This is a genomic window from Anaerococcus sp. mt242, from assembly GCF_016798225.1.
In the GTDB taxonomy this organism is placed as follows: Bacteria; Bacillota; Clostridia; order Tissierellales; family Peptoniphilaceae; genus Anaerococcus.
Map to the genome: position 1 here is coordinate 58,482 of NZ_JAEUYX010000003.1, position 26,482 is coordinate 84,963.

Annotated in this window: 30 protein-coding genes and 2 tRNA genes; 30 read left to right on the forward strand and 2 right to left on the reverse strand. The window is 30.2% G+C overall.

What is annotated here, in order from left to right; all coding sequences use genetic code 11:
• Positions 1 to 6: 6 nt before the first annotated feature.
• The 9 genes from JNO63_RS02355 to JNO63_RS02395 all read left to right on the forward strand — a co-directional run bounded on the left by JNO63_RS02355 (position 7) and on the right by JNO63_RS02395 (position 9,000).
• Complete coding sequence (locus JNO63_RS02355; protein WP_203126873.1) at positions 7 to 807, forward strand: RnfABCDGE type electron transport complex subunit B; 801 nt, start codon at positions 7 to 9, stop codon at positions 805 to 807.
• A gap of 121 nt (positions 808 to 928) precedes the next feature.
• Positions 929 to 1,309 carry a NusG domain II-containing protein gene (locus JNO63_RS02360; protein WP_203126875.1) on the forward strand — a complete coding sequence of 127 codons (381 nt, stop codon included), beginning with the start codon at positions 929 to 931 and terminating at the stop codon, positions 1,307 to 1,309.
• A gap of 3 nt (positions 1,310 to 1,312) precedes the next feature.
• Positions 1,313 to 1,843: a Gx transporter family protein gene (locus tag JNO63_RS02365; RefSeq protein WP_203126877.1), complete on the forward strand. Its 531-nt coding sequence runs from the start codon at positions 1,313 to 1,315 to the stop codon at positions 1,841 to 1,843.
• Entirely contained in the window at positions 1,827 to 2,507 is a 681-nt protein-coding gene (gene radC / locus JNO63_RS02370; protein ID WP_203126879.1) for a RadC family protein, read from the forward strand. The genes JNO63_RS02365 and radC overlap by 17 nt, the downstream gene beginning before the upstream one ends.
• A gap of 12 nt (positions 2,508 to 2,519) precedes the next feature.
• Positions 2,520 to 3,530: a rod shape-determining protein gene (locus JNO63_RS02375; protein ID WP_203126881.1), complete on the forward strand. Its 1,011-nt coding sequence runs from the start codon at positions 2,520 to 2,522 to the stop codon at positions 3,528 to 3,530.
• 6 nt (positions 3,531 to 3,536) lie between these two features.
• A complete protein-coding gene (gene mreC / locus JNO63_RS02380; RefSeq protein WP_203126882.1) occupies positions 3,537 to 4,427 on the forward strand; it encodes a rod shape-determining protein MreC in 891 nt (296 codons plus the stop codon).
• Positions 4,420 to 4,908, forward strand: coding sequence for a rod shape-determining protein MreD (mreD, locus tag JNO63_RS02385; RefSeq protein WP_203126884.1), 489 nt, complete (start codon positions 4,420 to 4,422; stop codon positions 4,906 to 4,908). The genes mreC and mreD overlap by 8 nt, the downstream gene beginning before the upstream one ends.
• 11 nt (positions 4,909 to 4,919) lie before the next feature.
• On the forward strand, positions 4,920 to 8,363 hold the full coding sequence (locus tag JNO63_RS02390; protein ID WP_203126886.1) for a penicillin-binding transpeptidase domain-containing protein: 3,444 nt from the start codon (positions 4,920 to 4,922) through the stop codon (positions 8,361 to 8,363).
• A gap of 10 nt (positions 8,364 to 8,373) precedes the next feature.
• Positions 8,374 to 9,000 carry a hypothetical protein gene (locus JNO63_RS02395; RefSeq protein WP_203126888.1) on the forward strand — a complete coding sequence of 209 codons (627 nt, stop codon included), beginning with the start codon at positions 8,374 to 8,376 and terminating at the stop codon, positions 8,998 to 9,000.
• Between the two features lie 9 nt (positions 9,001 to 9,009).
• Here the strand turns inward: JNO63_RS02395 and JNO63_RS02400 are convergent, their stop codons facing one another.
• Together JNO63_RS02400 and JNO63_RS02405 are read right to left on the reverse strand one after the other, a co-directional pair.
• Entirely contained in the window at positions 9,010 to 9,267 is a 258-nt protein-coding gene (locus tag JNO63_RS02400; protein WP_203126890.1) for a GIY-YIG nuclease family protein, read from the reverse strand.
• A complete protein-coding gene (locus tag JNO63_RS02405) occupies positions 9,264 to 9,869 on the reverse strand; it encodes a regulatory protein RecX (RefSeq protein WP_203126893.1) in 606 nt (201 codons plus the stop codon). Before JNO63_RS02405 ends, JNO63_RS02400 begins: the two co-directional genes overlap by 4 nt.
• Before the next feature lie 346 nt (positions 9,870 to 10,215).
• Here JNO63_RS02405 and JNO63_RS02410 point away from each other — a divergent pair.
• The 21 genes from JNO63_RS02410 (at position 10,216) to rsmB (ending at position 26,481) form a co-directional block, all read left to right on the forward strand.
• A tRNA-His gene (locus tag JNO63_RS02410) sits at positions 10,216 to 10,292 on the forward strand.
• A gap of 1 nt (position 10,293) precedes the next feature.
• Positions 10,294 to 10,379, forward strand: a tRNA-Leu gene (locus JNO63_RS02415).
• A gap of 140 nt (positions 10,380 to 10,519) precedes the next feature.
• On the forward strand, positions 10,520 to 11,236 hold the full coding sequence (gene pyrH / locus JNO63_RS02420; protein WP_203126895.1) for a UMP kinase: 717 nt from the start codon (positions 10,520 to 10,522) through the stop codon (positions 11,234 to 11,236).
• Positions 11,237 to 11,797 carry a ribosome recycling factor gene (frr, locus tag JNO63_RS02425; RefSeq protein ID WP_203126897.1) on the forward strand — a complete coding sequence of 187 codons (561 nt, stop codon included), beginning with the start codon at positions 11,237 to 11,239 and terminating at the stop codon, positions 11,795 to 11,797.
• Position 11,798: 1 nt separating this feature from the next.
• Positions 11,799 to 12,896 (forward strand): type II secretion system F family protein, encoded by a 1,098-nt coding sequence (locus tag JNO63_RS02430; RefSeq protein WP_295883661.1) that lies wholly within the window; start codon positions 11,799 to 11,801, stop codon positions 12,894 to 12,896.
• An 8-nt stretch (positions 12,897 to 12,904) separates the two neighbouring features.
• Positions 12,905 to 13,279 (forward strand): type II secretion system protein, encoded by a 375-nt coding sequence (locus tag JNO63_RS08675; protein WP_203126899.1) that lies wholly within the window; start codon positions 12,905 to 12,907, stop codon positions 13,277 to 13,279.
• Between the two features lie 2 nt (positions 13,280 to 13,281).
• A complete protein-coding gene (locus JNO63_RS02440; protein ID WP_203126900.1) occupies positions 13,282 to 13,986 on the forward strand; it encodes a prepilin peptidase in 705 nt (234 codons plus the stop codon).
• Between the two features lie 4 nt (positions 13,987 to 13,990).
• On the forward strand, positions 13,991 to 14,419 hold the full coding sequence (locus JNO63_RS02445) for a pilus assembly FimT family protein (protein WP_203126901.1): 429 nt from the start codon (positions 13,991 to 13,993) through the stop codon (positions 14,417 to 14,419).
• Positions 14,406 to 14,756 (forward strand): competence type IV pilus minor pilin ComGE, encoded by a 351-nt coding sequence (comGE, locus tag JNO63_RS02450; RefSeq protein WP_203126902.1) that lies wholly within the window; start codon positions 14,406 to 14,408, stop codon positions 14,754 to 14,756. The genes JNO63_RS02445 and comGE overlap by 14 nt, the downstream gene beginning before the upstream one ends.
• Complete coding sequence (locus JNO63_RS02455; RefSeq protein WP_203126903.1) at positions 14,728 to 15,240, forward strand: type II secretion system protein; 513 nt, start codon at positions 14,728 to 14,730, stop codon at positions 15,238 to 15,240. The genes comGE and JNO63_RS02455 overlap by 29 nt, the downstream gene beginning before the upstream one ends.
• Positions 15,237 to 15,719 carry a hypothetical protein gene (locus JNO63_RS02460; RefSeq protein ID WP_203126904.1) on the forward strand — a complete coding sequence of 161 codons (483 nt, stop codon included), beginning with the start codon at positions 15,237 to 15,239 and terminating at the stop codon, positions 15,717 to 15,719. The genes JNO63_RS02455 and JNO63_RS02460 overlap by 4 nt, the downstream gene beginning before the upstream one ends.
• Positions 15,720 to 15,775: 56 nt before the next feature.
• Positions 15,776 to 16,966: an acetate/propionate family kinase gene (locus tag JNO63_RS02465; RefSeq protein ID WP_203126905.1), complete on the forward strand. Its 1,191-nt coding sequence runs from the start codon at positions 15,776 to 15,778 to the stop codon at positions 16,964 to 16,966.
• 72 nt (positions 16,967 to 17,038) lie between these two features.
• A complete protein-coding gene (gene rpmF, locus JNO63_RS02470; RefSeq protein WP_203126906.1) occupies positions 17,039 to 17,218 on the forward strand; it encodes a 50S ribosomal protein L32 in 180 nt (59 codons plus the stop codon).
• Positions 17,219 to 17,266: 48 nt separating this feature from the next.
• The gene (gene plsX, locus JNO63_RS02475; protein ID WP_203126907.1) at positions 17,267 to 18,250 is read left to right on the forward strand and encodes a phosphate acyltransferase PlsX; all 984 of its coding nucleotides are present in this window, start codon (positions 17,267 to 17,269) and stop codon (positions 18,248 to 18,250) included.
• Positions 18,240 to 18,464 (forward strand): acyl carrier protein, encoded by a 225-nt coding sequence (locus JNO63_RS02480; protein ID WP_203126908.1) that lies wholly within the window; start codon positions 18,240 to 18,242, stop codon positions 18,462 to 18,464. The genes plsX and JNO63_RS02480 overlap by 11 nt, the downstream gene beginning before the upstream one ends.
• Complete coding sequence (gene rnc, locus JNO63_RS02485; protein ID WP_374047853.1) at positions 18,464 to 19,174, forward strand: ribonuclease III; 711 nt, start codon at positions 18,464 to 18,466, stop codon at positions 19,172 to 19,174. Before JNO63_RS02480 ends, rnc begins: the two co-directional genes overlap by 1 nt.
• On the forward strand, positions 19,167 to 20,258 hold the full coding sequence (locus JNO63_RS02490) for an elongator complex protein 3 (RefSeq protein ID WP_203126910.1): 1,092 nt from the start codon (positions 19,167 to 19,169) through the stop codon (positions 20,256 to 20,258). Before rnc ends, JNO63_RS02490 begins: the two co-directional genes overlap by 8 nt.
• A gap of 38 nt (positions 20,259 to 20,296) precedes the next feature.
• Entirely contained in the window at positions 20,297 to 23,758 is a 3,462-nt protein-coding gene (smc, locus tag JNO63_RS02495; RefSeq protein ID WP_338014977.1) for a chromosome segregation protein SMC, read from the forward strand.
• A 45-nt stretch (positions 23,759 to 23,803) separates the two neighbouring features.
• Complete coding sequence (gene def / locus JNO63_RS02500) at positions 23,804 to 24,280, forward strand: peptide deformylase (protein ID WP_203126911.1); 477 nt, start codon at positions 23,804 to 23,806, stop codon at positions 24,278 to 24,280.
• Positions 24,264 to 25,208: a methionyl-tRNA formyltransferase gene (gene fmt, locus JNO63_RS02505; protein WP_238390462.1), complete on the forward strand. Its 945-nt coding sequence runs from the start codon at positions 24,264 to 24,266 to the stop codon at positions 25,206 to 25,208. Before def ends, fmt begins: the two co-directional genes overlap by 17 nt.
• Positions 25,201 to 26,481, forward strand: a complete 1,281-nt coding sequence (gene rsmB, locus JNO63_RS02510; RefSeq protein WP_203126912.1) for a 16S rRNA (cytosine(967)-C(5))-methyltransferase RsmB — start codon at positions 25,201 to 25,203, stop codon at positions 26,479 to 26,481. The genes fmt and rsmB overlap by 8 nt, the downstream gene beginning before the upstream one ends.
• Position 26,482 lies beyond the last annotated feature (1 nt).

Below are 26,482 nucleotides of genomic sequence, written 5' to 3' on the forward strand. Positions count from 1 at the left end.
TAATTTATGAATGATATTATAATTCCAATTTTAGTTCTAGGAGCATTAGGATTTTTATTTGCTGTTGCTCTTGGAGTTATTAGTTCAAAATTTAAAGTTGAAACATCAGTTACTGAAGAAGCAGTTAGAAATGCACTTCCAGGTGCAAACTGTGGTGCTTGTGGTTATCCAGGATGTGATGGTTGTGCAGCAGCAATTGCAAAAGGAGAAGCACCTGTAAGTGCTTGTGTAATTGGTGGACCAACTACAACAGAAGCAGTTGCAAAAGCTATGGGAGTTGAAGCAGTTGCAAATGATGATAGACAAGTAGCAGTTGTAAAATGTAATGGAGATTGCGAAAGTGCAAAAGATTTATTTGAATACTCTGGTCTTGATGATTGTAGATCTCAAATAGCACTTTTTGGTGGTAAGAAAGAATGTAACTACGGATGTATAGGCTGTGGTACTTGTGAAAAAACTTGTCCTTTTGATGCAATTCACGTACATAATGGTGTAGCAAAAGTTGATCGTGATAAATGTGTAGCTTGTGGTAAATGTGTTGAGGCTTGTCCAAAAGACATCATCACACTAGTACCATATGCACAAAAGGCAGTTGTTTTATGTTCAAATCAAGAAAAAGGTAAAGATGCACGTAAAAAATGTGATAAAGCATGTATAGCATGTACACTTTGTGCAAAAACTTATCCAGAAGGATTTGAAATGAAGAAAAACTTATCAGTTGAAAATATTAATCCTGATCTTGATGTTGAATTATTACAACAAGCAGCTGATAAATGTCCAAATAAATGTATAGAAGTTTTTAATTAAAGAAATTTTTAATTGATAAATGATAAACCGGTAGAGCCGGTTTATTTTTTTGCCATCCACAATTTGCCCTAAATTGACAATAAAAACTATAAAATGTAAACTCATATAATGAGGTATTTTTATGAAAATTAAAAAAGGTGACATTATAATTTCACTGGGACTTTTAGTATTAAGCATGCTAATGGCCTTTGGAATATCAAATATGAATACAAAATCTGGAGGGCAGATTTTAAGAATTGAAAAGGATTCTAAATTATATGGAGAATTTCCTCTAAACGTGGATAGAGAAATAGTTATAGATGATGATGCTCACTATAATAAAGTAATTATTAAAGATGGAAAAGCTTATATGCAAGAGGCAAATTGTAGAGACCAAATTTGTACACATATGCAAGAAATTAGCATCAATGGAGAAACAATAATATGTCTTCCAAATAGAGTTTTTCTAGAAGTAATAGACACTTCAAATCAAGACGATGGGATAGATAAGGTGAATAGGTAAGCTATGCGAGATATAAAAAAAATTACAAATATAGGACTACTTACTGCTATGGCCCTTGCCATTTCATTAATTGAACATATGATTCCAATTCCAGTTCCAATACCTGGAGCAAAACTTGGTTTTTCAAATATGATTATTTTGCTAACCCTATATTTTTACGGTTTAAAATCAGCACTTTTAGTAGGGGTACTAAAATCTTTTTTACTAATGCTTATTACTGGATCTGTGACTGCATTTTTCTATTCATTTGCTGGAGCGGTCTTAGCATCCATTTCTATGGGACTTTCTTTAAAACTTTTAAATAAATTTTCATCATTTATCGGTATTTCTGAAATTGGAGCATTTTTTCATAATCTTGGTCAAATACTAGTTGCCGCAGTTTTTATGGGCAATATAAAGATGCTAATATATTTTCCAGCTTTAGTAATGATGGGTGTTTTCACAAGTTTTTTTGTAGGTCTTAGCGTAAATTATGTTGCAAGTCATATGGATAAATTAAATATCGGAGATATTAAAAATGAAAAAGGCAATTAAGGACTTTGATGTAGACGATAGACCAAGGGAGAAATTAATCAGCAAGGGTGCAAATAGCTTAACAGATGAGGAGCTTCTTGCTATCATTATTTCTACTGGTACTAAGGAAAAAAATGTAATCGAACTTTCTAGAGAAATTTTAGAAACTTTTTCTTATGAAAATTTAGCCGATATTGAAGTCAGTGAACTTACAAAAATTAAAGGGATAAAGTCAGCAAAAGCAAGCTCAATTGTAGCATCCCTTCGTTTTGGGCAGAGGGTTGCCCAAAAAACTATTGAAAAAAAGATTACAAAAATAAAAAATAGTGATGATATCTATCAATATTTAAAAAATGAGCTTCAAGAAAAGAAAAATGAATACTTTTACGCTATCCTTTTAGATACTAAAAATGTTATAATATCTAAAGAAGTAATTAGTATAGGCATACTAGATGCATCAATTGTTCATCCTAGGGAAGCCTTTAAAACTGCTATCAAAAAATCAGCAAAATCAATTATTTTTGCCCATAATCATCCAAGTGGAGATTTTACACCATCAAAAGATGATTTTAAAACAACCCAAAGACTATTTGAAGCAGGCGAGATATTAGATATAGAAGTCTTAGACCATATAATTATTGGTAAGGACGGATACTATAGTTTTAAAAAAGAAAATTTTATATAGGAGCAAATGTAGATGAATTTAAGAATGGTTGCCACAGATTTTGCTATAGATCTGGGCACTAGCAATATTTTAGTTTATAAAAAAAATGAGGGTGTAATTATAAATGAACCTTCGATGATAGTTTTAGATCAACATAATACTAAGGTTTTGGCCATTGGACAAGAAGCTAAAGATATGATTGGTAAAACCCCATCAAGTATTCATGTTGTAAAACCAATAGAAAATGGAGTGATTACTGACTTTAACCTCACTGAAGCAATGCTAAAACATTTTTTTAATCAAGTAAATCCAGGTACATCTATTTTTCAGCCAAAAGTTGTAATTTGCGTACCAAGTGGAATTACAGACATTGAATCACGCGCTATAGAAGATGCAGCTCTTCATGCTGGCAGCCGTGATATTATTTTAGTGGACGAATCATTAGCAGCAGCATTCGGTATGGGACTTACTCCAGAAGATCCTAAAGGGATTATGCTTTTAAATTTAGGAGCAGGAACTAGCGAAGTAAGCGTAATTTCTCTAAATGGTGTAGTTACAAGTAAAACCATTAATAAAGGTGGGGATTACATAGATGATGCCATAATTGATCTATTTAGAGATAAAAAACGCCTAGACATAGGCAGGCAAACAGCTGAAGATATAAAAATAAATCTTTTAAGCCTAAGGATAAAAGATGGGGAAACATCAATAACTGTTGATGGTAGAGATTTATTATCCGCTGCACCAAAGACTGTAGATATCAAAAGCAAAGACCTAGTAGAATGCATAATGCCTTATGCTGATGAAATTGTAAATATGATATATGAAGTTTTAGAAAAAGTACCACCAGAACTTACAGCTGACATCAAAAAAGATGGATTTGGTCTAACTGGTGGACTAAGTCAAATACGTGGACTTCGAGAGTATATCGAACATAAACTAAATCTATCTTCCTATATATCTGATAATCCAGAGACAGATGCTATCCTTGGTGCTGGTAAAATCTTGGAAGATCCAGATAGATTTTTTAAATATCGTAAGTAGGTAAAAATGTCATATAGAAGAATTAAAAAATCCAACAAATCTTTTATAATTACAGTCCTAGCGCTCTTAATAGTAATGGGAGTTTCTTCACAAACTGATGCTCTTTCAGGTGCTGGATCAAATATTGCAAATACAATATTTAAACCAATAGAGGGTGTTACATACTCGGTATCATCAGAAATAATGAATCAAATTGAAAGAACAGTTGGTTCTAAAGAAACCAGAGCAGAAGTAATGAGACTTGAAGCGGAGAATAGATCGCTAGTAATGGAAAATGCTAGACTTACATCTGTAATAAATAAAGAGGACTTTTTGAAAAATGAGGCAGAGGCTGTAGATAGTTCAAAAAATGAATACATTAAGGCAAATGTTGTAAACTCTGATGTAAGTTCTCTAACCAGCAATTTTACAATAGATAAGGGGAAAAAAGATGGTATTAAACAAAATGATATTATCTTACAAGCTATTGGAGATAGTAAATATTACACAGGATTAGTAGGTAAAGTTACTGAAGTATTTGAAAGTACAGCTCGTGTTGAAACAATTAATAATCAAGCAAATGACGTATCCTTTATAAACACCAGAAGTGGTGACTATGGGGTTATTGATAAATTTACATCAAGAACTATTCAAGGATATATGCTAGATGTAGAAAGTGAAGCAAAAAATTCTGATGTAGTAATGACAAGTGGTCTAGGTGGAGTATATCCATATGGTATATACATTGGGACAATCAGTAATGTTTCAATGAGTCAAGATTCACTTAGAAAAAATATTACAGTAGATTCACCAGTAGATTTTTCACATGTTTATAGAGTTTTAGTACTTAAAGGCAATAATTCTTATGAAATAGATGAAAAAGCTAATGGAGTAGAGGAGGAGAATATAAGTGAATAAATTTAAAACTTTTTTAGTATTTTTAATATCTTTTATTCTCCAAACAACAATTTTTTCTAAAATTGATATTTTTGGAGCTAATATTAACATTATGATTCCAGCAATAGTTGCTCTTTCACAAATATTGGGCAATAAAATTGGACCATATGGGGCGATGATTACAGGATTAATTGAGGATTTTCTTTTTACTAACCTAGTAGGTCCTAGAGCCTTATCATATTTTTTGGTAGGATCATTTGTTTCAAGTGATAGACTTAATTTAGCAAAAGATAAACCAACAGGTCTTGTCATGACATTTTTTGCAAGTATTTTTAACTTCTTGCTTTTAACATTAATTTATTTTATATTTACTGGACAAAATAATTTGATGAATTACTTGCCAACACCTTTACTAGTTGAATCTATATTAAATACACTTATTTACTTTATTTACTATTATATAGTTAAGAAAATAATGTATATACCAACATATAGGATTTAGGAGTTTTTAAAGTGAGGAAGATAAAGGAAAGACGATTAGTATTTATTCAAGTTCTTGTAATTCTCCTAATGGCCGTTATAATCGGTAGGCTATTTACAGTTATGATTGGCCAGGGAGATTATTATAGAGACTTATCAGATAATAGAAAAGTAAAAGAGGTAGATGAAATTGCAAGCCGTGGTAATATTTATGATAGAAATGGGAAAATACTTGCAACAAGTATCCCATCTTTTGCTGTTCAAATTTATAAGGACCAACTTCAAGAAGTAGAAGAAAAAGACAGAATAAAAAATTTAGGAAAACTTGTTAATATCCTAGAGGCTGATGGAGTAAATTATACAGATGATTTTGCTTTAAAATTAAATTCATTTGTATATAAAAGAAAAGAAGATTATTTTATCTTAGGCCAAATGCCTACAGAAGTAGCAGTATCAACAATAATAGACAATGATCTTGTAAGAGACTTTTTAACTACTGTATACAAAGATGAAAATATCGAATATGAAACTATGAGCACAGCCTTGCTTGCACTAAAAAAACGTGGAATTGATATTCCAGCAAATGTTAGTCAAGAAGATGGTCAACTAAAAATGGCTTATAGGGAAAATTCAAAAAACAAGCTTAAAGCAGTCGGATATAGCGAAGACCAAGCTCCTATAGATGTTGTAGTTGATGCTGTAGGAAACGATAGATCAGTCTTGCTTTCAATTTTACAAAATTCAAATGCTAGAAGATTGGCATATGATCTTCTCAAAAATGCTAATTTACTAGGAAGCATTGAAATGGAACCATATGTTGTAAAAGCAAATGAAGATATGATTGAAAAAAAGGCTAAATTATCAAAAGTATATCCAGAAGTTACACTAAAAAGTGAACCAAGTAACGATTTTTACGAGATAGTAAAAACTTCAACGATAAATGATGTTCTTAGCCAAGCTAGTGTAAAAGATGATGGATCTTATGTAATTCCAGCTGATATGCTTATTCAACAGCTAGAAAATCTAGGGATTTATGCAAACTTTGAGACTGAAGTTATTACGGAAACAAAAGATGAAAAAAATACCTATAAGGTAAATATTAATTTTAAAAATCCACAAGCGGGATCACCAGTAGACGAACTAGCAAGAATTGCAGATGAAAATAATTTGCTAAAACCACTTATTTTATCTGAAGATATAAAATATATGGCGCAAAATGCAAACACACAAAACAATATTTATCCATCCATAGATATTTCTGAAGATGACCCAGATGATTGGGACTATACATTTAATATCGAAAAAAATAATTTTTATACTTATTATGCAGGAAAAGATAAGATAAATGACCTTGATAAAGTTGTTTCAATACTTGAAAATGAACAAGACGCTAAGGAAATCTTAAATTATCTAAAGAAAATCAATGGTCTAGAAAATTATTCTGATCTTGAAGCCCTAGGTATCCTAACTATCGATAATAAAATTAATCGTCAAGGAAACTTTGGATATCGACCAATCAACTTAGTTTATAATATTGACGAATCCACAGTTTTAAAAATAGAAGAGAATATTGATTCGACTGCGGGCATCCAAGTAGATACCATACCAATTAGATCTTATCCAAATAGATATTTAGCAAGTCATATCCTAGGATATATGGGACCAATTGCGACAGCTGAAGAAGTAGATAAGTATGTAAATGAACGTGATTATTTACGTGATGAAATCATTGGTAAGACAGGTATTGAAGAATCATATCAAGATAACTTAAAGGGTAAAAACGGTAAATCATTAGTAACTGTAGATTCAGCAGGAAATAGAAAACAAACTATATCTCAAACGCCTTCAGAACCGGGTGATGATTTATATTTATCAATTGATGCTGATCTTCAAGAACAAGCTGAGAAATCATTAGAAGGTGTTTTGGAAGCAATAAGTAAAGGCTACCAATATGAATCAGATTATGGAAGCTTTATGCCACTTAGACAGGCTCCTCACGCATCAAGTGGTGCAGTTGTAGTGTCAAATGTAAAAACTGGGGAAGTCTTAGCTATGGCGTCTTTCCCAGATTATGATCCAAATTTATTTTCTACTGGTATTTCTCAATCAGACTGGGAAAGTTTACAGGTAGAAGAAGATAGTGGGCCACTCGTACCTCGTCCAATGCTAAATATTGCAACACAAACTGCCGTTATGCCTGGATCAACATTTAAATTAGTAACAGCACTAGCAGCATTAGAAAGTGGATTAGATCCACAAGCAGTAATTACAGACTATGGTTATGTAGAAGTAGGTAACCAGAGATTTAATAACTTAGCTTGGACAGAATATGGTATAACTCAAGGTGAAGAAAATTTATATGGGGCAATTAGAGATTCTAATAACTATTATTTCTATGTTTTAGCTCTTGGGGAAAATCCGCATGATGGTAAGTCCATAGGTACAAAACTAGACTTAAATGATATTAGGATTGCAGCAGAAAAACTAGGACTCGATCAACCGACAGGTATTGAGGTGAATATACCAAAAGAAACAACTGGAAATATACCATCAGTTGGTAAAAAAGTTGAAATTACTAAGATGATGCTACAAAGCTATCTAGAAGAAAAATTGCCAGTATATCTAAAGGATGGAGTAAAAAAATCTAGAAGCGAATTTGAAAGTGATGTCCTAGAAATTGTAAAAATGACTGCAAATCCAAGCCAATGGACTCGTAAAAATATAATTGAGTTTTTAGATGAAAAAGGTTATGATGCAGAGATAGCAAAAGGTGAAGACAGAGCAGGTCTTACTGATACTATTAAATACACATATTTAAACCAAGCTGAATGGGATATTACAGATATGCTAAACATTGTAATCGGCCAAGGGCAAAATTCTTACACCCCGATTCAGATGAACAGGGCTATTGCTACTCTTACAAATGGCGGTTATTTAAATAAATTTACCCTAGTAGATAAGGTTACAAATCATGATTCTGGGGATATATTGTTTAACAATGTACCTGAAAGATCAAGGATAGATATAAAGGATAAAAAATATCTTGAAGATATTAAATACGGTACACTTTTAGTATCTCAAAATAACAAAATATTAAATCAAATGCCGGTAGATATAGGTATCAAAACAGGTACAGCAGAAGTAGAAGGTAAAAACCTAGATGGAACAGACTATGATTCTTATGCATGGATGGTAGGTTTTGCACCATATGATGACCCAGAAATTTCAATAAGTATAGTCCTCACTCAAGGTGATACATCATACAATGCAACTCCAATTATGAGAGATGTAATTTCCAAATATTTTGACCTAGACGTTTATCTTACAAATTCCGGAGATACTCCAAATGATGCAGATATTGCAGAACTTGGTGATTCTGTAGCAGATGATCAGCAAGGATTGCCTGAAGATAATCAAAATAAAGAAGATAAAGATATAAAAGAAGATAATGATAGTGCCGATGGTACTCCAAACTAAAGGAAGAAAAATGAAAGTTTATGTTATAAATGGGCCAAAAGCTATTGGAAAAACTGATTTTTCAGTAAATTTAGCTGAATACTTACAAGAAAATAATAAAGTTTTATTACTCCAAGGAAAGCGCGCCACAAGCTCAAACATTGAAGATTATTTTCAAAAAGATGGGATGATTACTTATGATTTGGCAGATTATTTCACAGGGCTAGCACCACTTGAAACAGTGCTAGTTCATGAAAATGATAATCTAGACTTTATGATAAGCCCTCTTTTAGAAGATAAATATGAAATCAAAGGGGAAGATATTAATAATCTCTTAAATGATATTTCATATGATTATGTTGTCATCGATGGAGTAGATAAAAACTTAATTTCAAATAAGACTTCAGTAGACATTATTGGAGAAAATGATTTGGGATTAGTAAATGATAGCGATACATTTTTTATAAATAAAACATCAGATAATTTTGATATCAGAAAGCATAAAGATACTATCGATGGCAAATCATCAAGATATCTTGGATCTGTAAAAACAGGAGAATATTTTAAAAATGTTATTGATAATCTAATTTCTGAAAGAGAAGTAGAAATTCCAAAACTAGGATTTTTTGAAAAATTGAAGGCTAGTTTTAGAAGATAAAAATAAGGACTAAGTTAGATTAAAATTTCTAACTAAGTCCTCTTTTTTTGCCTTTGATAATTTTTTTATTGCAATTTCTCTCTTTAAAGCCTCAGATTTATTAGATATTTCTTCATAATAAACTAATTTGCAGGGTCTTTTTGATCTGGTATATTTTGCGCCCTTTCCAGAATTATGTAAGGCTAATCTCTTTTTTACATCAACACACCATCCAGTATACAATGAGTCATCCTTGCATCTTAAAATATATACATAACCATAAGTCATTTAAAAAGTTCACCAACTACTTTATTAATGATATCAAATTCAAAACCCTTGCCCGCTAAATATCTATATACTTTTTGTTTATTTTCAATTGAAAAATCATCTCTAGCTTTTTTAAAAGCAAAATTGTAGGCGTTTTCGTATTCTTCGTCATAATTTATTTTTTCTATATAAGTATCTATCAATTCATCACTAATTCTTTTAGATTTTAGAGAATAACGTATTTTATTTTTAGCCCATCTAGCAATATTGTGTTTATCAGCTACATAGGATTTTACGAAAAGATCATCATTTAAGATTCCATATTCATTTAGAAAATCTATTGTTTTTTGAATTGCTTCATTAGAAAAGTCATTATCTTTTAATAATTTTTCTATTTCAAAACTAGTTTTTTGAGCGTAGGATATTTTTCCAAGTGCAAAGTTTTTTGCTCTATTAAACTCATCGTCATTTAAAATTTCTTTATATATATCAAAATCAAGCTCATCATCTATATTTAATTGTAAGTCATTGTATAAATCATATGATATATTAAAATTCTCACCAGATATGGTTAGGATTACTAAGTTATATTTATCAGAATAATCTATAGCCTCTATAATCATAGACCAGCAAATGAAGCATAAGCACTATACAAAATAGGGGCAACCATGGCAATGGCAATAATTACTGCAAATATTTTTAGTATTGTTTTATTATTTTTCATCTAATTCACCTCTCATATATTCTACTATTTATCTTGTAAAATACACTTTCAGAAAGTTTTAAAAATTTTTTTTAAAAAAGCTTGACAAGCTATGGTAAAAAGTATTATAATTATTTTTGCAGTTAAGAATGCATGGATGGCCTTTAATTATGCAGATAAATCTTATGTAAAGTAAATGTAAAAATTATATTAAAAAAACTTGACATAGATTTCATATAGTGTATAATAGTAAGAGTAATGACCTGGTGGGTATGGTCCAGTTGGTTAAGACACCTGGTTGTGGCCCAGGAGGCCGTGAGTTCGAATCTCACTACTCACCCCATGCGGGATTGGCGGAATTGGCAGACGCGCTAGACTTAGGATCTAGTGAGAATTTCTCGTGAAGGTTCAACTCCTTTATCCCGCACCAATGAATATTTTAAACCGTTGTTAGTTCAACGGTTTATTTTTTTGTCTAAAAATATATTTCTTAATATTTATATAAATTTTAAAGCCCCTATGTTAAAATTTTCTAAAATAGGTTATAATTTATATTAATAGGAGGCAGTTTTGCAAAAATTTAAAAGAGTTGTATTAAAATTAAGTGGTGAGGCCCTTGCGGGTGATAAGGGTTTTGGATTTGATGATGATGTTATAGAAAATATTTGTTCATCAATCAAAAAACTTCATATGCTTGATGTAGAGATAGCAATAGTTGTTGGGGGAGGTAATTTTTGGAGAGGCCGTTCAGGGGCTCAGATAGAAAGAGCTAGCTCAGATACTATTGGTATGCTAGGAACAGTTATGAATGGTCTTAGAATCCAAGGCAGCCTAGAAGAAATGGGCATGGATACTAGACTAATGACTGCTATTGATATGAAAGAAGTAGCTGAACCTTATATTAGACGCAGAGCGATAAGACATTTAGAAAAAAATCGTATTGTTATTTTTTCTGCAGGAACTGGTTTACCATATTTTTCAACAGATACTACAGCTAGCCTACGTGCTCTAGAAATTGATGCAGATGTAATCCTTCTAGGAAAAACAGGTACTGATGGAATATATGATAAAGATCCAAATCTTTTTGATGATGCAGTAAAATATGACAAATTAACATATAAAGAAATATTGCAACAAGAAATCAAAATCATGGATACCACAGCAACTAGTCTTGCTATGGATAATACTATGCCACTTATTGCGTTTGGAATAGATGACCCTAGCAATATGGTAAAAATTTTCACAGATGAACAAGCTATCGGTACAATTGTAAAGGAGAAATTTTAAATGAATTATGAAGAAATTAAATCATCAGCTGATAAGGATATGAAACAGGCTGTTGAGTCATTCGAAAGTAGAATAGCAAATATTAAAGCTGGTCGTGCTTCAGAAGCGGTTTTAGATGGTATTACTTTTTCATATTTTGGAAACGAAACTCCAATTAATCAAGCTGCGACAATAACTATTCCAGAGGCTAGACTTTTAGTTATCAAACCTTGGGATAAAACAAATGTTGGACCAATCGAAAAAGCTATTATTAAAGCAGATATTGGTATCAACCCACAAAACGATGGAGAAGTTATCAGACTACCATTCCCAGCTCTTACTGAAGAAAGACGTAAAGAATACACAAAAGAAGTAGGAAAATACGCAGAAGATGCAAAAATTTCTATCAGAAATAAAAGACGTGATGCAATGGATGAAGTGAAAAAAAGTGAAAAATCTGGGGATATCACAGAAGATGATAGATTCTCACTTGAAGAAGAACTTCAAAATCTGACAGACAAACGTATCGAAGAAGTAGAACAATTAGCTGATAAGAAAAATAATGAATTATTAACAGTTTAATGTGGCTAATTTAAATTTAAATAAAATAAAAGAATTTTTAAATAAGGATATATCCTCTAGCAAGATTGATAGCAGGATTATGTCCTTATTTTTAAAACAATTATCTTTACTAATTGGGGCAGGTGTTCCACTTGATAGGAGTTTAAAGATAATTGAACAACAAAAGCTAGATAAAAAACTCAGCAAAGCTCTCCACCAAATAAATTTAGACTTATCAAAGGGACTATCAATAAACGATGCCTTTACTCACAACAAGAAATTTTTTAATCCCATGTTAGTAGCTTTTATAAAAAGTGGAGATCAGAGTGGGCGAATGGCAGAAGTTCTTGATGAACTATCTACCTACATAAACGAAGAAAGCAAAAATAAAAACATAATCAAACAAGCACTTACATATCCCATTATGCTTTTATTTGTTATGATTATCATAATTGTAATCATAATGAATTTTGTTTTGCCAACTTTTGAAGGGATATTCGAATCTTTCGGCAAAGATTTACCAACATCTACAAAAATTTTGTTGGAAATTTCGAGATTTATTTCTAATTATGGATTTTATATAATAATATTTCTTCTTGCAATTGTATTTAGTATTTTAATTTTAAGAAAAGATAATGAAACTCAGCTTAAGATAGATAAATTTGGTTTCTTAAAATTACCATTTTTTAAGTACAGAAGATTAAGCTTGGAATATCAACTTACATCCTTACTTTATATTCTAAAAGCTGGAGATGTCGATATAGTAACTAGTTTAGATATTATAAAAGAATCATTTAAAAATCAATTTGTTAAACAAATCTTCAATGAAATAATAATTGATCTAAAAAAAGGATTTAGTCTTAGTTCTAGTTTATCTAGTAAAAAAATATTTTCACCTCTATTGATATCAATGATAAAGATTGGTGAAGATAGTGGAGAGATGAGATCAGCCTTAGAGAAATCAAGTGAATATTTTGCCACAGATTATATTTATAAGCTTCGTCATATTTCATCTCTTGCAGAACCTGTGATGATAATTGTGATGAGTATAGTAGTTGCTTTTGTAGTTTTTGCCATAGCATTGCCAATATTTGAATCGGTAAATGGGGTTGGATTTTAGGAGTGAAAATGAAAAATAAAAAGAAAAAAGGATTTACTTTAATTGAATTAGTAATTGTAATAGCAATTATAGGAATTTTGGCTGCAGTAGCCCTTCCAAAATATAATAATTCAAGACTTGCTGCTGCTGAGGCTGCTCATAAAAGTAATGTGCAAATGTTAAAGTCTGCTGCGCTTGTAAGACAAAATGAGATGAAAGCTGGAGATGAAGACGTTAATTGGCCAAATAATGAAGACCCAAAAAATTATGTTGAAAAATGGCCAAAATTACCAAATGGTCTTAATTATAAAAACTTAAGACCTGAAAATCCTCAGGGATACACAGTTATTATAAATAATAACAAGATTGAAATTTATCCTGGAGAAAATGATTATTCAAAGTAATAATGTGTAGACTATTGTTATTTTTCCTAGGAGCAATCTTTGGATCATTTGCAAATCTAGTTATAAATCACACAATCAAAGGTGAAAGCATAATAAGCCCTCCCAGCCATTGTGACAATTGTGGCCACAGATTACAAGCCTGGGATTTAGTTCCTATATTAAGTTTTATATTTTTAAAAGGTAGATGTAGATATTGCAAGAGTAAAATTTCAAGTGATAACTTAATATTAGAATTCATATCAGGATTGTTTGCTATTATATTCTTCAATCCATTTGAAATAATTAAATCGGGCTTGATTTTTTTGGTAATATTACTTTCACTTATAATAGCAGTTATAGATTTAAAAACTTTTGATATCTATATGAATCAAATTGAGATTTTAGCATTATTAGTCATAATATACAGGTATAATTTCTTAACATTTGATTTAGAGTTTTTTAAAATCACATTTTTATTTATAATTGCATATGTAATAATATATTTGGCATCAAACAAGGGATTGGGAGATGGTGATATTTATTATTATCTAACGCTATTTTTAATATTGCCTAATCAAAAAATTATTTATTTTATACTAATATCAATCTGGCTTGGTGCTATTTCAGGATTAGCTATCGCTTACAAAAATAGAACGCTAAAATCACAAATACCATTTTGTATTTATATATTTATGTCATTTTTAATTTTAAATTTGCCTGGAGTTTAAGTAAATGAAAAAGCGTGGGTTTACTTTAATCGAATTAATAGTAGTTTTAGCTATAATGTCTGCTATACTAGCCATCGGTTTTTTTCGATTTTCAAGCTTACATAAAATAAAATCTGAAATTGAAGTTCAAACTTTGATTAACGATATCCAATATGCAAAAACTAAATCACAAACAACGGGTGATACATCCTACATATCTTTTAATAGGACTAATTACAGAATTGATTCGGGAATTAATTACAAGAAAAGTCGCAAATTAGAGTATATTGAGATGCAAACTTATAACAATCAGCAAGTAAGTTTTTACTCAACAGGGAGTGTTGGTGGCTCGGACACTATTTATTTAAAATATAAGTTTGATCCATTAGACAAAAACAGATATAAGCTAATTATTGCGCCGGTAGGGGGACGAACTAGAATTGAAAAAATATAAAGGGGGTTTCACTTTGATTGAAACCATACTAGCATTAGGGATACTTGCTTTAATCGCTACTTTTCTATTACCATCCTTACAAACTCTAATTAATTCTTCTAATGAATTAAAAGAAGATCCACAAATAATATTTGCTCTTGAAGAGGCCCTAGAAGCTGAGAAATCAAATACAAATCCAAGCTATAATTCAAAAGCAATATATGTAAATGGATATGAAATAACAATTACAAGGTCTATTTATAATAAAGATTTAGATAGAATAATAGTAAAACGAGATAAATATGAGCTTGAACTTTTAGAGGAAAATTATGAGAAAAAAAGGCTTTACTCTAATTGAATTACTAACATCACTAGCTATTGCATCTATCTTAATCTTAACTTCATACATGATTTTTGGAACGAGCATTAATGCTTCAAAAAAAACTTTCACTAACGAGCTCGAATTCAAATCAACATCGGTTGGATTTACATATATAGAAAATATAATTAGAAACTCTTATAAAATAGAAATTACAGAGGATAATGGAGAGAGTAATTGCAAATTTTACATAATTAATAAAGCACAGCAAAATAGTGATCAAGAAATTTCTACATACAGATTTTTGACAGATATTAGCAAATCATCTAATGAAAAAACTTTATTTGCTGAAATAACAAATATCTCAAATCAAGGCTTACGAAATACAAAAGTGCCAATATCAAAATGCGATGACCTTTACTTATATTTCGACGTAGAAAATGAAAGGGTAAAAGTTATCATAAATAAGGACAATCCTAGGCTTAGATATGAAACTTTAATAAATGTTGGTAAAAGATTATGAAAAAGGGATTTGTATCAATATTGACTCTATTTGTACTTTTAGTTTTATCCCTTACAATTACATTTGTTTATAGGCAAAATGAAAATACAAATGAGTACATAAGAGATTTGTATAGTAAAAAACAATCTATTTATTTAGCTGAGTCTGTGATGAATAGATTTTTAGTTGAAAATTATGATGAATTAAAGGATATAATCTTAGATGATAATTCTAAGCTTGATAAGAAAAATACAGATAATTATGAGTTAGATAAGTCAAGAAATGTATATTATGAAAATCAAAGATACTATATTAGAATTTGGCACTACAATAATAATGATGAATCGAAGTTACAAAATGTATATAAAGTAACAGTAGATAATGTAAGAGTAGGAAGTAGTAAAGCTAATTCTGAAGCTTGGTTTAAGCTAGTAGAAAATAATGATGATTTGGAAAAAGATAGCAAAAGTATTAAAATGATTATTAGACGTACCTATTGATTTTAAATTTTAGAGGGTACAGGTATAATGTATGTATAAAAATATAAGGAGATAAAATGAAAATATTAGTAATAAATTGCGGAAGTTCATCACTTAAATACCAACTTTTCAACATGGACAATGAAGAAGTAATGGTAAAAGGACTTGTAGAGAGAATTGGAATTGAAGGAAGCCGTTTAGTTCAAAAAAACAACGGAGATGAATTTGTAATCGAAGAAGCTATGGAAAATCACACACAAGCAGTATCACATGTATTTGATGCACTTGTTGATAGCGAAAATGGTGTAATTAATAGCCTTGATGAAATTGATGCTGTAGGACATAGATTTGTTCACGGTGGAGAGAAAATGACAAAATCTGCCCTTATCACAGATGAGGTTAAAGATGCTATTAACGAAGCAGCTAAATTTGCTCCACTTCACAATCCTGCAAACTTAATGGGACTTAAAGCTTGTGAAGAATTACTACCAAATGTACCTAATGTAGCAGTATTTGATACAGCTTTCCATCAAACAATGCCTGCAAAAACTTATCTTTACGGTATTGACTATAAATACTATGAAGAAGATGCTATTAGAAAATATGGTTTCCACGGAACAAGCCACAATTATATTACAAATAGAGCAGCTGATCTTCTAGGAAAATCAGTTGAAGAAACAAACATCATTTCAGCTCACTTAGGAAACGGATCATCAATTACAGCCGTTAAAGAAGGTAAATCATTTGATACATCAATGGGTCTTACTCCACTTGAAGGACTAGTAATGGGAACAAGATCAGGAGATTTAGATCCAGCAGTAGTAACATACATTGAACAAAAAGATGGAGTTTCTGCTGAAGATATGAGTAACATCTTAAACAAAGAATCAGGTGTACTTGGAGTATCAGGTGTAAGCTCAGACTTTAGAGATCTTGAAGATGCAGCTAAGAATGGAAACGAAAGAGCTCAATATGCCCTTGATATGTTTACTACAAGAACAAAAAGATATATCGCAGGATATATGGCAGAAATTGAAAAAGTAGATGCTATTGTATTTACAGGTGGTATCGGTGAAAACTCAATCGAAATGAGAGAAGAAATCCTAAAAGGATTTGAACAATTTGGTATCAAAATCGATCCAGAAGCAAACAATATCCGTGGCGGCGAACACGTAATTTCTACAGAAGATTCTAAAGTAAAAGTTATGGTAATTGCTACAAACGAAGAGCTAATGATTGCAAGGGATACACAAGATTTAGTAAAATAAAAACCTTGACATATGGGATATCTCAATATATAATATAAAAGATTGCTAAAACTGATAAGAGGAGGTGTAACGATGGCAGTACCAAAAAGAAGAACATCTAAAACTAGAAAAAATAAAAGAAGAGCCTCAGCTTATACTTTGAACAGATCAAACTATGTTGAGTGTCCAAATTGCCACGAGCCAAAACTTCAACACAGAGTTTGCCCAAACTGTGGAGAATATAAAGGCGAAGCAATAATTGATGTAGAATAAGATAGTGTTTAAGCACTATCTTTTTTTATACAAAAAATGAGGAAAATTATGAGAATATTAATAGATACTTATGGAGCAGATGCTGGTGCAAAGCCAATTATCGATGGTACAGTAAAAGCACTTGAAAAACGTGATTTTATACCTGTTTTTGTAGGAAATGATAGGGAAATAAAACTTTTAGTTCACGATAGAATAAAAAATTACGAAATAATTCCTACAAATGAATTTATTTCAAATGATGAAGACCCAGTAAGAGCCATTAGGAAGAAAAAAGATGCTTCCATAGTTTTAGCTTATGAAAAGAGTAAAGAAGAAGGATATGATGGAGTAATTTCTGCAGGGTCTACTGGAGCCTTGCTTGCTGGCGGATTGTTTATTGCAGGAAGAATCCCGGGCATAAAAAGAGCTTGTCTTGCTGCAAACATCCCATCTTTAAATGAAGAAATAACTCTATTGATGGATACTGGTGCAAATATGGATTGCAAGCCAGAATTTTTATATGAGTTTGCCCTAATGGGGAGGGTATATCTTGAAAATGTAATGCACATAACTAATCCTAAAATAGGGCTTTTAAATGTTGGCGTTGAAGAACATAAGGGAAATGCTCTTACAAAAGAGGCTTACAAACTTCTTAAAGAATCTAATATGAATTTCACAGGAAATATTGAAGCCCGTGATTTATTAACTGGAAAAGTAAATGTAATTGTGGCAGATGGATTTGATGGAAATATTGCAATAAAAACAACAGAAGGCGTTTTAAAAAGTTTTGGATCTGAACTTAAAAAATTAATATATTCATCTCCTAAAAATAAAATTGCAGGTGCAATACTTAAAAATGATATAAAATCTCTGGCAAACAAATTTAGTCCAGATGAAGTTGGAGGAGCGCCACTTCTTGGGGTAAAATCTTATGTATACAAGGCCCATGGCAGCACAAATGACATAGCATTTTCAAATGCAATCCTAGGCCTAATAGAATATATAGAAATGAATGTTATAGAAAAAATCGAAGGAGAATTAAATGGTAATTGATGAATTAATCAAACTAGCAAATGATAATCTTGACATAGATTTTAATGATTTAGACATGAATACAAAATTATCAGATCTTGATATTGATTCTATTGATATGCTTGATTTTATAATGCTTATAGAAGAAAAATACGACATAGAATTTGAAGAAGATGAGCTAGATGAAATCGAAAGTTTAGATGATATAGCAAGTCTTATAGAAAGTAAAATTTGATGATAACACAATTAAGACTCGAACAAATAAAAGAATTTGAAGATAAGATTGGCTACACATTCAATGACAAATCGTTGATAGATGTAGCCTTTACTCATTCTTCCTATACAAATGAAGCAAAGACAAATGTAAAAAGCAACGAACGCTTGGAATTTTTGGGAGATAGCGTTTTGGATTTGGTTGTAAGTGAAGTTTTATTTAAAAATTTCAATAACAAACCAGAAGGATGGCTTACAAAAACAAGATCTAGATTAGTATGCACAGATTCTTTTGCAAAAGCCAGTGAAAAATATGACTTAACAAGTTATTTAAATTTTGGAAAAGGTGAAAAGCAACACGGTGGGGGACTAAAAAAACACGTAAAAGCAGATACTTTTGAAGCAGTTTGTGCGGCAATTTATCTTGACGCAGGTTTTGGTTATTTGTATGAATTTTTAGTCAAAAATTATACTGATGCTGCTAAGAAAATTATTGAAGACGACTCCATGTTTAATGATTACAAAACAAGGCTTCAAGAATATCACAATGCACATGATAAAAAAATCCTAAAATACACATTGATTAATCAAGAAGGCCCGGAGCATGATAAAATTTTTACTATGCAAGTTAAGGCTGGAGATAAAATTTTGGCAACTGGTGTTGGTAAAAATAAGAAAAAAGCTGAGCAAGATGCAGCTAAAAATGCCTACGAAAGAATAAAAAATGACTAAAAAAGAATATATTATCCCAATTTTTATACCATTTTTAGGCTGCCCACATGATTGTGCCTTTTGCAATCAAATAAAAATTACCAATTATAAAGACAAAATGGATCCTAGCAAAGTAATTGGCGAGATCGAGAAAAATTTAGAATATTTTCCGGACAATGATAATATAAAGGAAATTGCATTTTTTGGTGGATCTTTTACTGGACTTGACCCAGATATAATGATTGGATATTTAGAAATTGCAAAAGAATACAAAGAGAAGGGAATTATTGATAGAATCAGACTTTCTACTAGACCTGATTATATAAATAATTCTATTCTTGATATACTAAAAGATTACAAAGTTGATATCATAGAGCTTGGAATTCAATCCTTGACCCAGAAAGTTTTGGATGCCAATGAGAGAGGGCACAGTGTAGAGGCAAGTTATGAAGCATCAAAAATGATAAAAAAATATGGTTTTACCCTAGGCCATCAAATAATGCCTGGACTTTTTAACGATACTTTTGATAAAACTATAGAAACTGTTATAAAATCCATAAAATTTGGGCCAGATATTGTAAGGATTTATCCTACACTTGTAATTAAAGATACAAAGCTTGAAATGCTTTATAATGCAGGAATTTATAAACCACTTACTATTAATGAAGCAGTAAAAGTTTCTGCTGAAGCTGCTATGCTTTATAAATTCGCTGATATAAATATTATAAGGATAGGCCTTCAGCCAACAGAAAATATAAATGAAGGTGCAGATGTAGTGGCGGGACCATTTCACCCAGCCTTTAGACAATTGGTAGAAGCTGAAATTTATAAAAAATATCTTGAAGAAATTATAAATAAAAATCATATTGAAAATGAATTTACAATTTATACTAACAATCGCAATATTTCTTTGATAGCTGGAAATAATAAGGCCAACAAGAAGTATTTTTATGATAGATACAAAATAAATCTAAAATTCCAAAATAGTTATGAAGATTTTATTTTATATAATGATAAGAAACTAGAATTCAATATCGACAAATTTATAGAAAATTATGTAAGAAAAAACTACGGCGGTGATTTACTATTAGACTCGAAAGCATAGAACTTAAAGGATTTAAATCCTTTGCAAATAAAACAATAATACCATTTGAAAAACAAATCACAGCCATAGTGGGCCCAAATGGTTCTGGAAAATCAAATATTTCCGATGCTATTAGATGGGTTTTGGGAGAGCAATCTGTAAAATCCCTCCGTGGTGCAAAAATGAATGATGTCATTTTCCAAGGAGCAGAGGGAAAAAATTCATTAAATCTTGCTGAAGTTAATTTAATATTTGACAACCAAGATAAATCTTTGCCTACAGAATACGAGAAAGTTGTAATTTCCAGACGAATCTACCGTGATGGAGAAAATGAATACAAAATTAATGGCAAAAAAGTAAGGCTAAAGGATGTTCGAGAATTATTTTTGGATACCGGCATTGGTAAAGAAGGATATTCACTAATCGGACAAGGAAGAATAGATGAGATAATTAGCTCATCAAACTTTGAGAGAAGAGCCCTTTTTGAAGAAGCAAGTGGTATATCAAAACACAAATATAGACGAGATGAGGCAGGTAAAAAGCTTACAAAAGTAAGCAATGACTTAGAAATTATCGAGAGAGAGTGGGAATATAAATTTAAAGACCTAGAAAAATTATCTAATGAAGCAAAAAATTATGAAAAATGGCAAGAGTTAAGTGCTGATTTGGATAAAAAAGCCTATGGGTATTTAAAAGGAAAATCTGCTAGTCTAATACAAACTAAAGACAAACTAGCTGGTGAAATTAAGGAAATTTCAAAAGATTTAGATGATAAAAATAATAAACTAGAAAAGCTTGGCAAAGACCTAAACCCATTTAACAAACACTTCGAAGAGTTATCCCGCTCTATCGAAGATTTAGAGAAAAATTTATCTAAATCAAAAAAAGTTATTGAGAATAATAAAAATAAAATCGAATTAAATGATAAAGAATTGACCTACAATAAAAAAGATTTAGATAGAATCAGCCAAAACATTTTTACAAATGATGAAAAGTCAAAAAGTTTAAATGAAAAATTAGCTTATGATGAGAAAAATCTAAAAGCAAAGTCTGATGAAATAAATAAATCTAAAGATGAAATAAGTAGTTTAAATGATAAGATTAATGACTTAGTTGATACTAATAAAAAATTAAATACTGATATAAAAATTATAAAATCAGAAGATAAAAATCTCTCTGAGCAAATTTATGATTTAGAAATAAATACAAAGACAAATGAACTACTTAAAGAAAAGCATGCAGCAGAAATCAGTGAAAAGCAAGAAAAAATTAAGTCTTTGGATCTTGAAATAAAAGCTATCAATGAAAAAATCGATCGACTTTCTGCGAAAAAAATAGAAAATCTAGAAGTTAGCAAAAATTTAAGTGAGAAAAAAGAAAAGATAGAAAGTCATTTAGTAAATATAGAAAATGATATAAATAACTCACAAAAAAGATTAAATAATAACAATATTGAGCTAAAAACATCGATAAATGAATATAAGTTTAACAAAAATCTTATAGATTCTAATGAGGGCTACTTTTATTCTGTTCAGAACTTTTTAAATAAAACTAAGGCAAATAATTTAGACCATTTATATGAAGATACCCTAGCAAATCTTATCAGCGTTAAAGCTGGCTATGAAGAAATAATCGATAACCTAATGGGTCAAGCTGTGCAAAACATAGTAACTAGAACAAAAGATGATAGTAAGACTTTGATAAATTTTGTAAACAAAAATAATATTGGCCGCATCACATTTTTACCGATTGATTCTATAAATTCTTTTGAAAAAGCAAAGCCAAATGAGCCAGAAGTAATTGCAATGGCTAATGAATTGCTAGACTTTGATTCAAAATATAAGTCAATCATAAATCATTTTTTAGGGTCAACTGTCGTTGTAAAAAACATTGATGATGCAATAAATTTATCCAAAAAAATTAAGGGATACAGAATTATAACTTTAAATCTAGATGTTATAAATAGTTGGGGATCCATGGTTGCAGGTTCCAATAAAAATAAAAAAACAAATACAGGTATCCTTAATCGCAATAAAAAGTTAGAGCAAAATAAAGAAAAAATAACTGATTTAAAAAAGGTAAATGCAGAAATAAGAAATAAATTAAATGAACTTTTAAATACTAGAAATAATTTATCTACAGAAAATAAAAATGTTCAAGAAAAATTTGAACAAACAAAAATAATAATAAATGATATAAATAATGAAATTTCAAATATATCTTATAAACTGCAAAACCTTAATTTACAAAAAGAGGACTTAAACAAAAATTTAAACATAGTAGAAAATGAAAATTTTGATTTAAATTTAGATGACTTAAAAACTAAAAAAATTAAATATGAAAATTTATTGGCTGAAAATCAGAAAAAAGTAAGCCAGAACGAAGAACAAATAAAAGAATTGCAAGCTAATTTAATTAAAAATCAAAACAGAGTTGAGATTTTAAGTCGAGATATCAATATGATAGAAAATGCTATTTCTGGATTTAAAGCGGAATTATCAAATATATTTGAGAGTAAAAAGATTGAAAGTAAATTAAAAATAGAAACTGAAAATCTAATTACAAGTAAAGAAGCTGAGAATGAAAAATTAAATAGTCAAATAGAAAAATTATCTGCTGAAATAACTGACTTAGAAAAAGAATTAACTAATAAAAAGCAAATCCTAAGTGAAAGTAAGTCAGAAAATGAAAAATTAATAACAATTGCAAAAAAACTTGAAGAAGACTTAAATAAATTAAATATTAAAAAAGTAGAGTTATCATATAAATACGAGTCAGTTATAAAAGATTACGATAATCTTATAGACGAAATAAAACCGTTTTTATCAAAAGAAATTGATGAACTTGATAAGGATTACAAAGACACAAAATTTGAAAAGATAAATAAAACTGATTTGATAAATCTACAAAAAAGTATAAATAATATTGGATATTTTACAGCTGATTCATTAAATAACTACAATGATACAAAAAAAGAGTTTGACTTTATTGATAGCCAAGTAAAAGACTTAAAGCAATCAAAAATAAATATTGAAAAGCTAATTAAAAGTCTAGAAGATGAAATGAAAGATGAGTTTAAGAAAAACTTTGACATAATCAATAACAGATTTACTGAAATATTTAAAGTCTTATTTATGGGTGGAAATGCTAGGCTAAAACTCGACAGCGATGATGAGTTATTAGCAGGTGTAGAAATCGAAGCTCGTCCACCATCGAAATCTTTAAAATCCATATCATTATTATCAGGTGGGGAGAAAGCCCTAACGGCAGTTGCACTTTTATTTGCAATTTTTGAAACAAATCCAGCACCATTTGCAATACTTGATGAAATCGATGCAGCACTTGATGAGACAAATATAAAAAGATATATCGAATACCTAACATCACTATCAAAAAATTCTCAATTTATAATGATAACTCATAGGCAAACAACCATGCAGCTTGCAGAAAAAATCCATGGAGTTACTATTGGTGATGATGGTATAAGTAAGGTATACTCAATAGACTTTGATGAAAATTGATTAAATACTTGGCAAAAAGTAAAATATGAGTAAATAGGAGGACTTATGGCTATTAGAAATATAAGAATTGAAGGCGATCCTATACTTAGAAAGGTATGTAGGGAAGTCCCAGAGATAACAGACAGAATTAAAATTTTATTAGAAGATATGGGCCAAACAATGTACCATGCTGATGGAGTTGGTCTTGCAGCCCCTCAAGTTGGTATTTTAAAACGTATTATAGTAGTAGATCCACGCGATGAAGAAACTGGACTTGTAAAACTAATCAATCCAGAAATTATCGAAGCTGATGGAGAACAAGTAGGTGTAGAAGGTTGTCTTTCTATACCAAATTTTAACGCAACTGTAAAAAGACCAGAGCACGTTAAAGTTAAATATTTAGATGAAAATGGTAAAGAACAAATCTGGGATGCTCATGGTTTCCCAGCAGTAATTTTATCTCACGAAATCGACCACCTAAACGGAGTACTTTTCAGAGATAAATATATAGATGAGATAAATTATGATGTCGAAAATGCTTAATATATGTTTTATGGGCAATCCAAAGTTTGCGGTGCAGACTTTGGATGTTCTTTATAAGGAAGAAAATATTGATGTAAAATTAGTTGTTTCATCAAAAGATAAGAAAAGATCTAGAAATAAAGTAACACCAACACCTATAAAGCAATATGCTTTGGATAATGATATACCAGTAGATACTCCAGATTCTGTAAATACAGAAGAATTTGTAAATCAACTAAAAGATCTTGGAATTGATTTCATAGTTGTTGTTGCCTTTGGTCAGCTAATCGGTGATTTACTATTAAAAGAATTTAAAGACCGAATTATAAATCTACATCCATCCATACTTCCAAAATATAGGGGAGCAGCCCCAATGCAATTTACATTATTGAATGGGGATACAAAAACCGCACCTACTACCATGCTTATAGAAAAAGGTATGGATAGTGGTGATATTTTAATGCAAAATATTGTTGATGTTGATTTAAAAGATGATTACTACAGTCTAGAAGAAAAAATGTCCGACTTAGGTTCACAAGCTATATGTGATACACTTTTAAACTTTGATATAGTTTACCAAAATCGTACAAAGCAAGACGATGATAAAGCAACATTTACCTCTAAAATTAGCAAAGAAATGGGAAAAATAGATTGGGAGAAATCTAGTTTTGAGATTTATAATCAAATTAGGGCTCTAATTGATTTTCCAAAAGCTTATTTTGTTTATGAGGGAGAAAATGTAAAAGTACTAGAAGCTGAGATTTTAGAAAATTATGATTCTAAACCAGGATATATTTATAAGGCTGATAGCAAAAATAATATCATCATAGGTACTGGAGATGGGGCAATAAAAATAAATAAATTGCAATTTCCTGGTAAAAAAGCTATGGAAACAAAGGCTTTTCTGATGGGGAATGAATTTAAAAAAGGAATTATCCTTGATGACTGATTTAGAATTAAGCTTTGAAATTCTTGATAGGGTTATAAATAAAGAAGCAAAATCAAATGATGAAATAAATAAGATTGCAGATACTGCAAATAATTTAGGATTTGTGACCAAAAATGTCTATGGAGTCTTAGAAAATAAAATTTATCTTGACTACATGATCAGAAAACTTTCTACAATAAGACTTAAAAAAATCCACCCTTCAGTGTTAATTATTTTAGAAATTGGTATATACAATATCCATTTTTTAAATACAAAAGATTATGCAATTGTAAATCAGCTAGTAGACTTAACAAAGCAAAAAAACAAAAGATCAGCTGGTTTTGTAAATGCAATTTTAAGAAATTTTATAAGAGATGAAGAAAAAATTGCAAAGATTAAAGAAAGCGATGATATAAAATCCCTTTCCATTAGGTATTCACTACCGGAGGAATTAACCCGCTATATATTTAATAATTATGGTATGGAATATACCAAAAATTTCTTAAGGTATATTAATAGCGAGCAAACAATATCTATCAGGGTAAATAATTTAAAAACTGATAAGGATACCCTAAAAAAATCTCTAGAAGATAAAGGTTATAAGGTAGAAAATGGAAATCTATCAGTAAATGCTCTTAAAATTTTAAATCCATCTGGACTAGTAAATACTGATGAGTTTAAAAATGGATTTTTTACCATCCAACAAGAAGGATCTATGAAAACTATAGAAATCCTAGATCCTAAAGAAAATTCTAAAATCTTAGATTTGTGTGCTGCTCCAGGCACAAAAACTTCCTATATAGGAGAGTATGTTAAAAATAATGGAGAAATAATTGCAAATGATATATCAGAAGATAAATTACCTTTGATAAAAGAAAATATTGATAGATTGGGCCTAGAAAATATAAAATTAACTAGCTTTGATGCTAGTATTTTAAAAAAAGAATATGAGGATCAATTTGATTATGTCCTTATTGATGCACCTTGCTCAGGACTGGGTGTTATGGGAAGAAAGCCAGAAATACGCTATAATAGAAGCAGGGATGATATAAAAATATTGGCAGAATTACAAAAAGAAATTTTAAAAAATGCTATAAAATATTTGAAAAAAGACGGAGTTCTGGTTTACTCAACTTGTACCATAGGTGATATTGAAAATAAGGAAAATTTTTTATATTTATCATCTGACGATAATTTGGAAATCATGTCAATTGATGGCAAAGATTACATAGAATATGTAAATTACATCGACAAAACTGATGGATTTTTTATAAGTAAATTTAAGAAGATTTAAT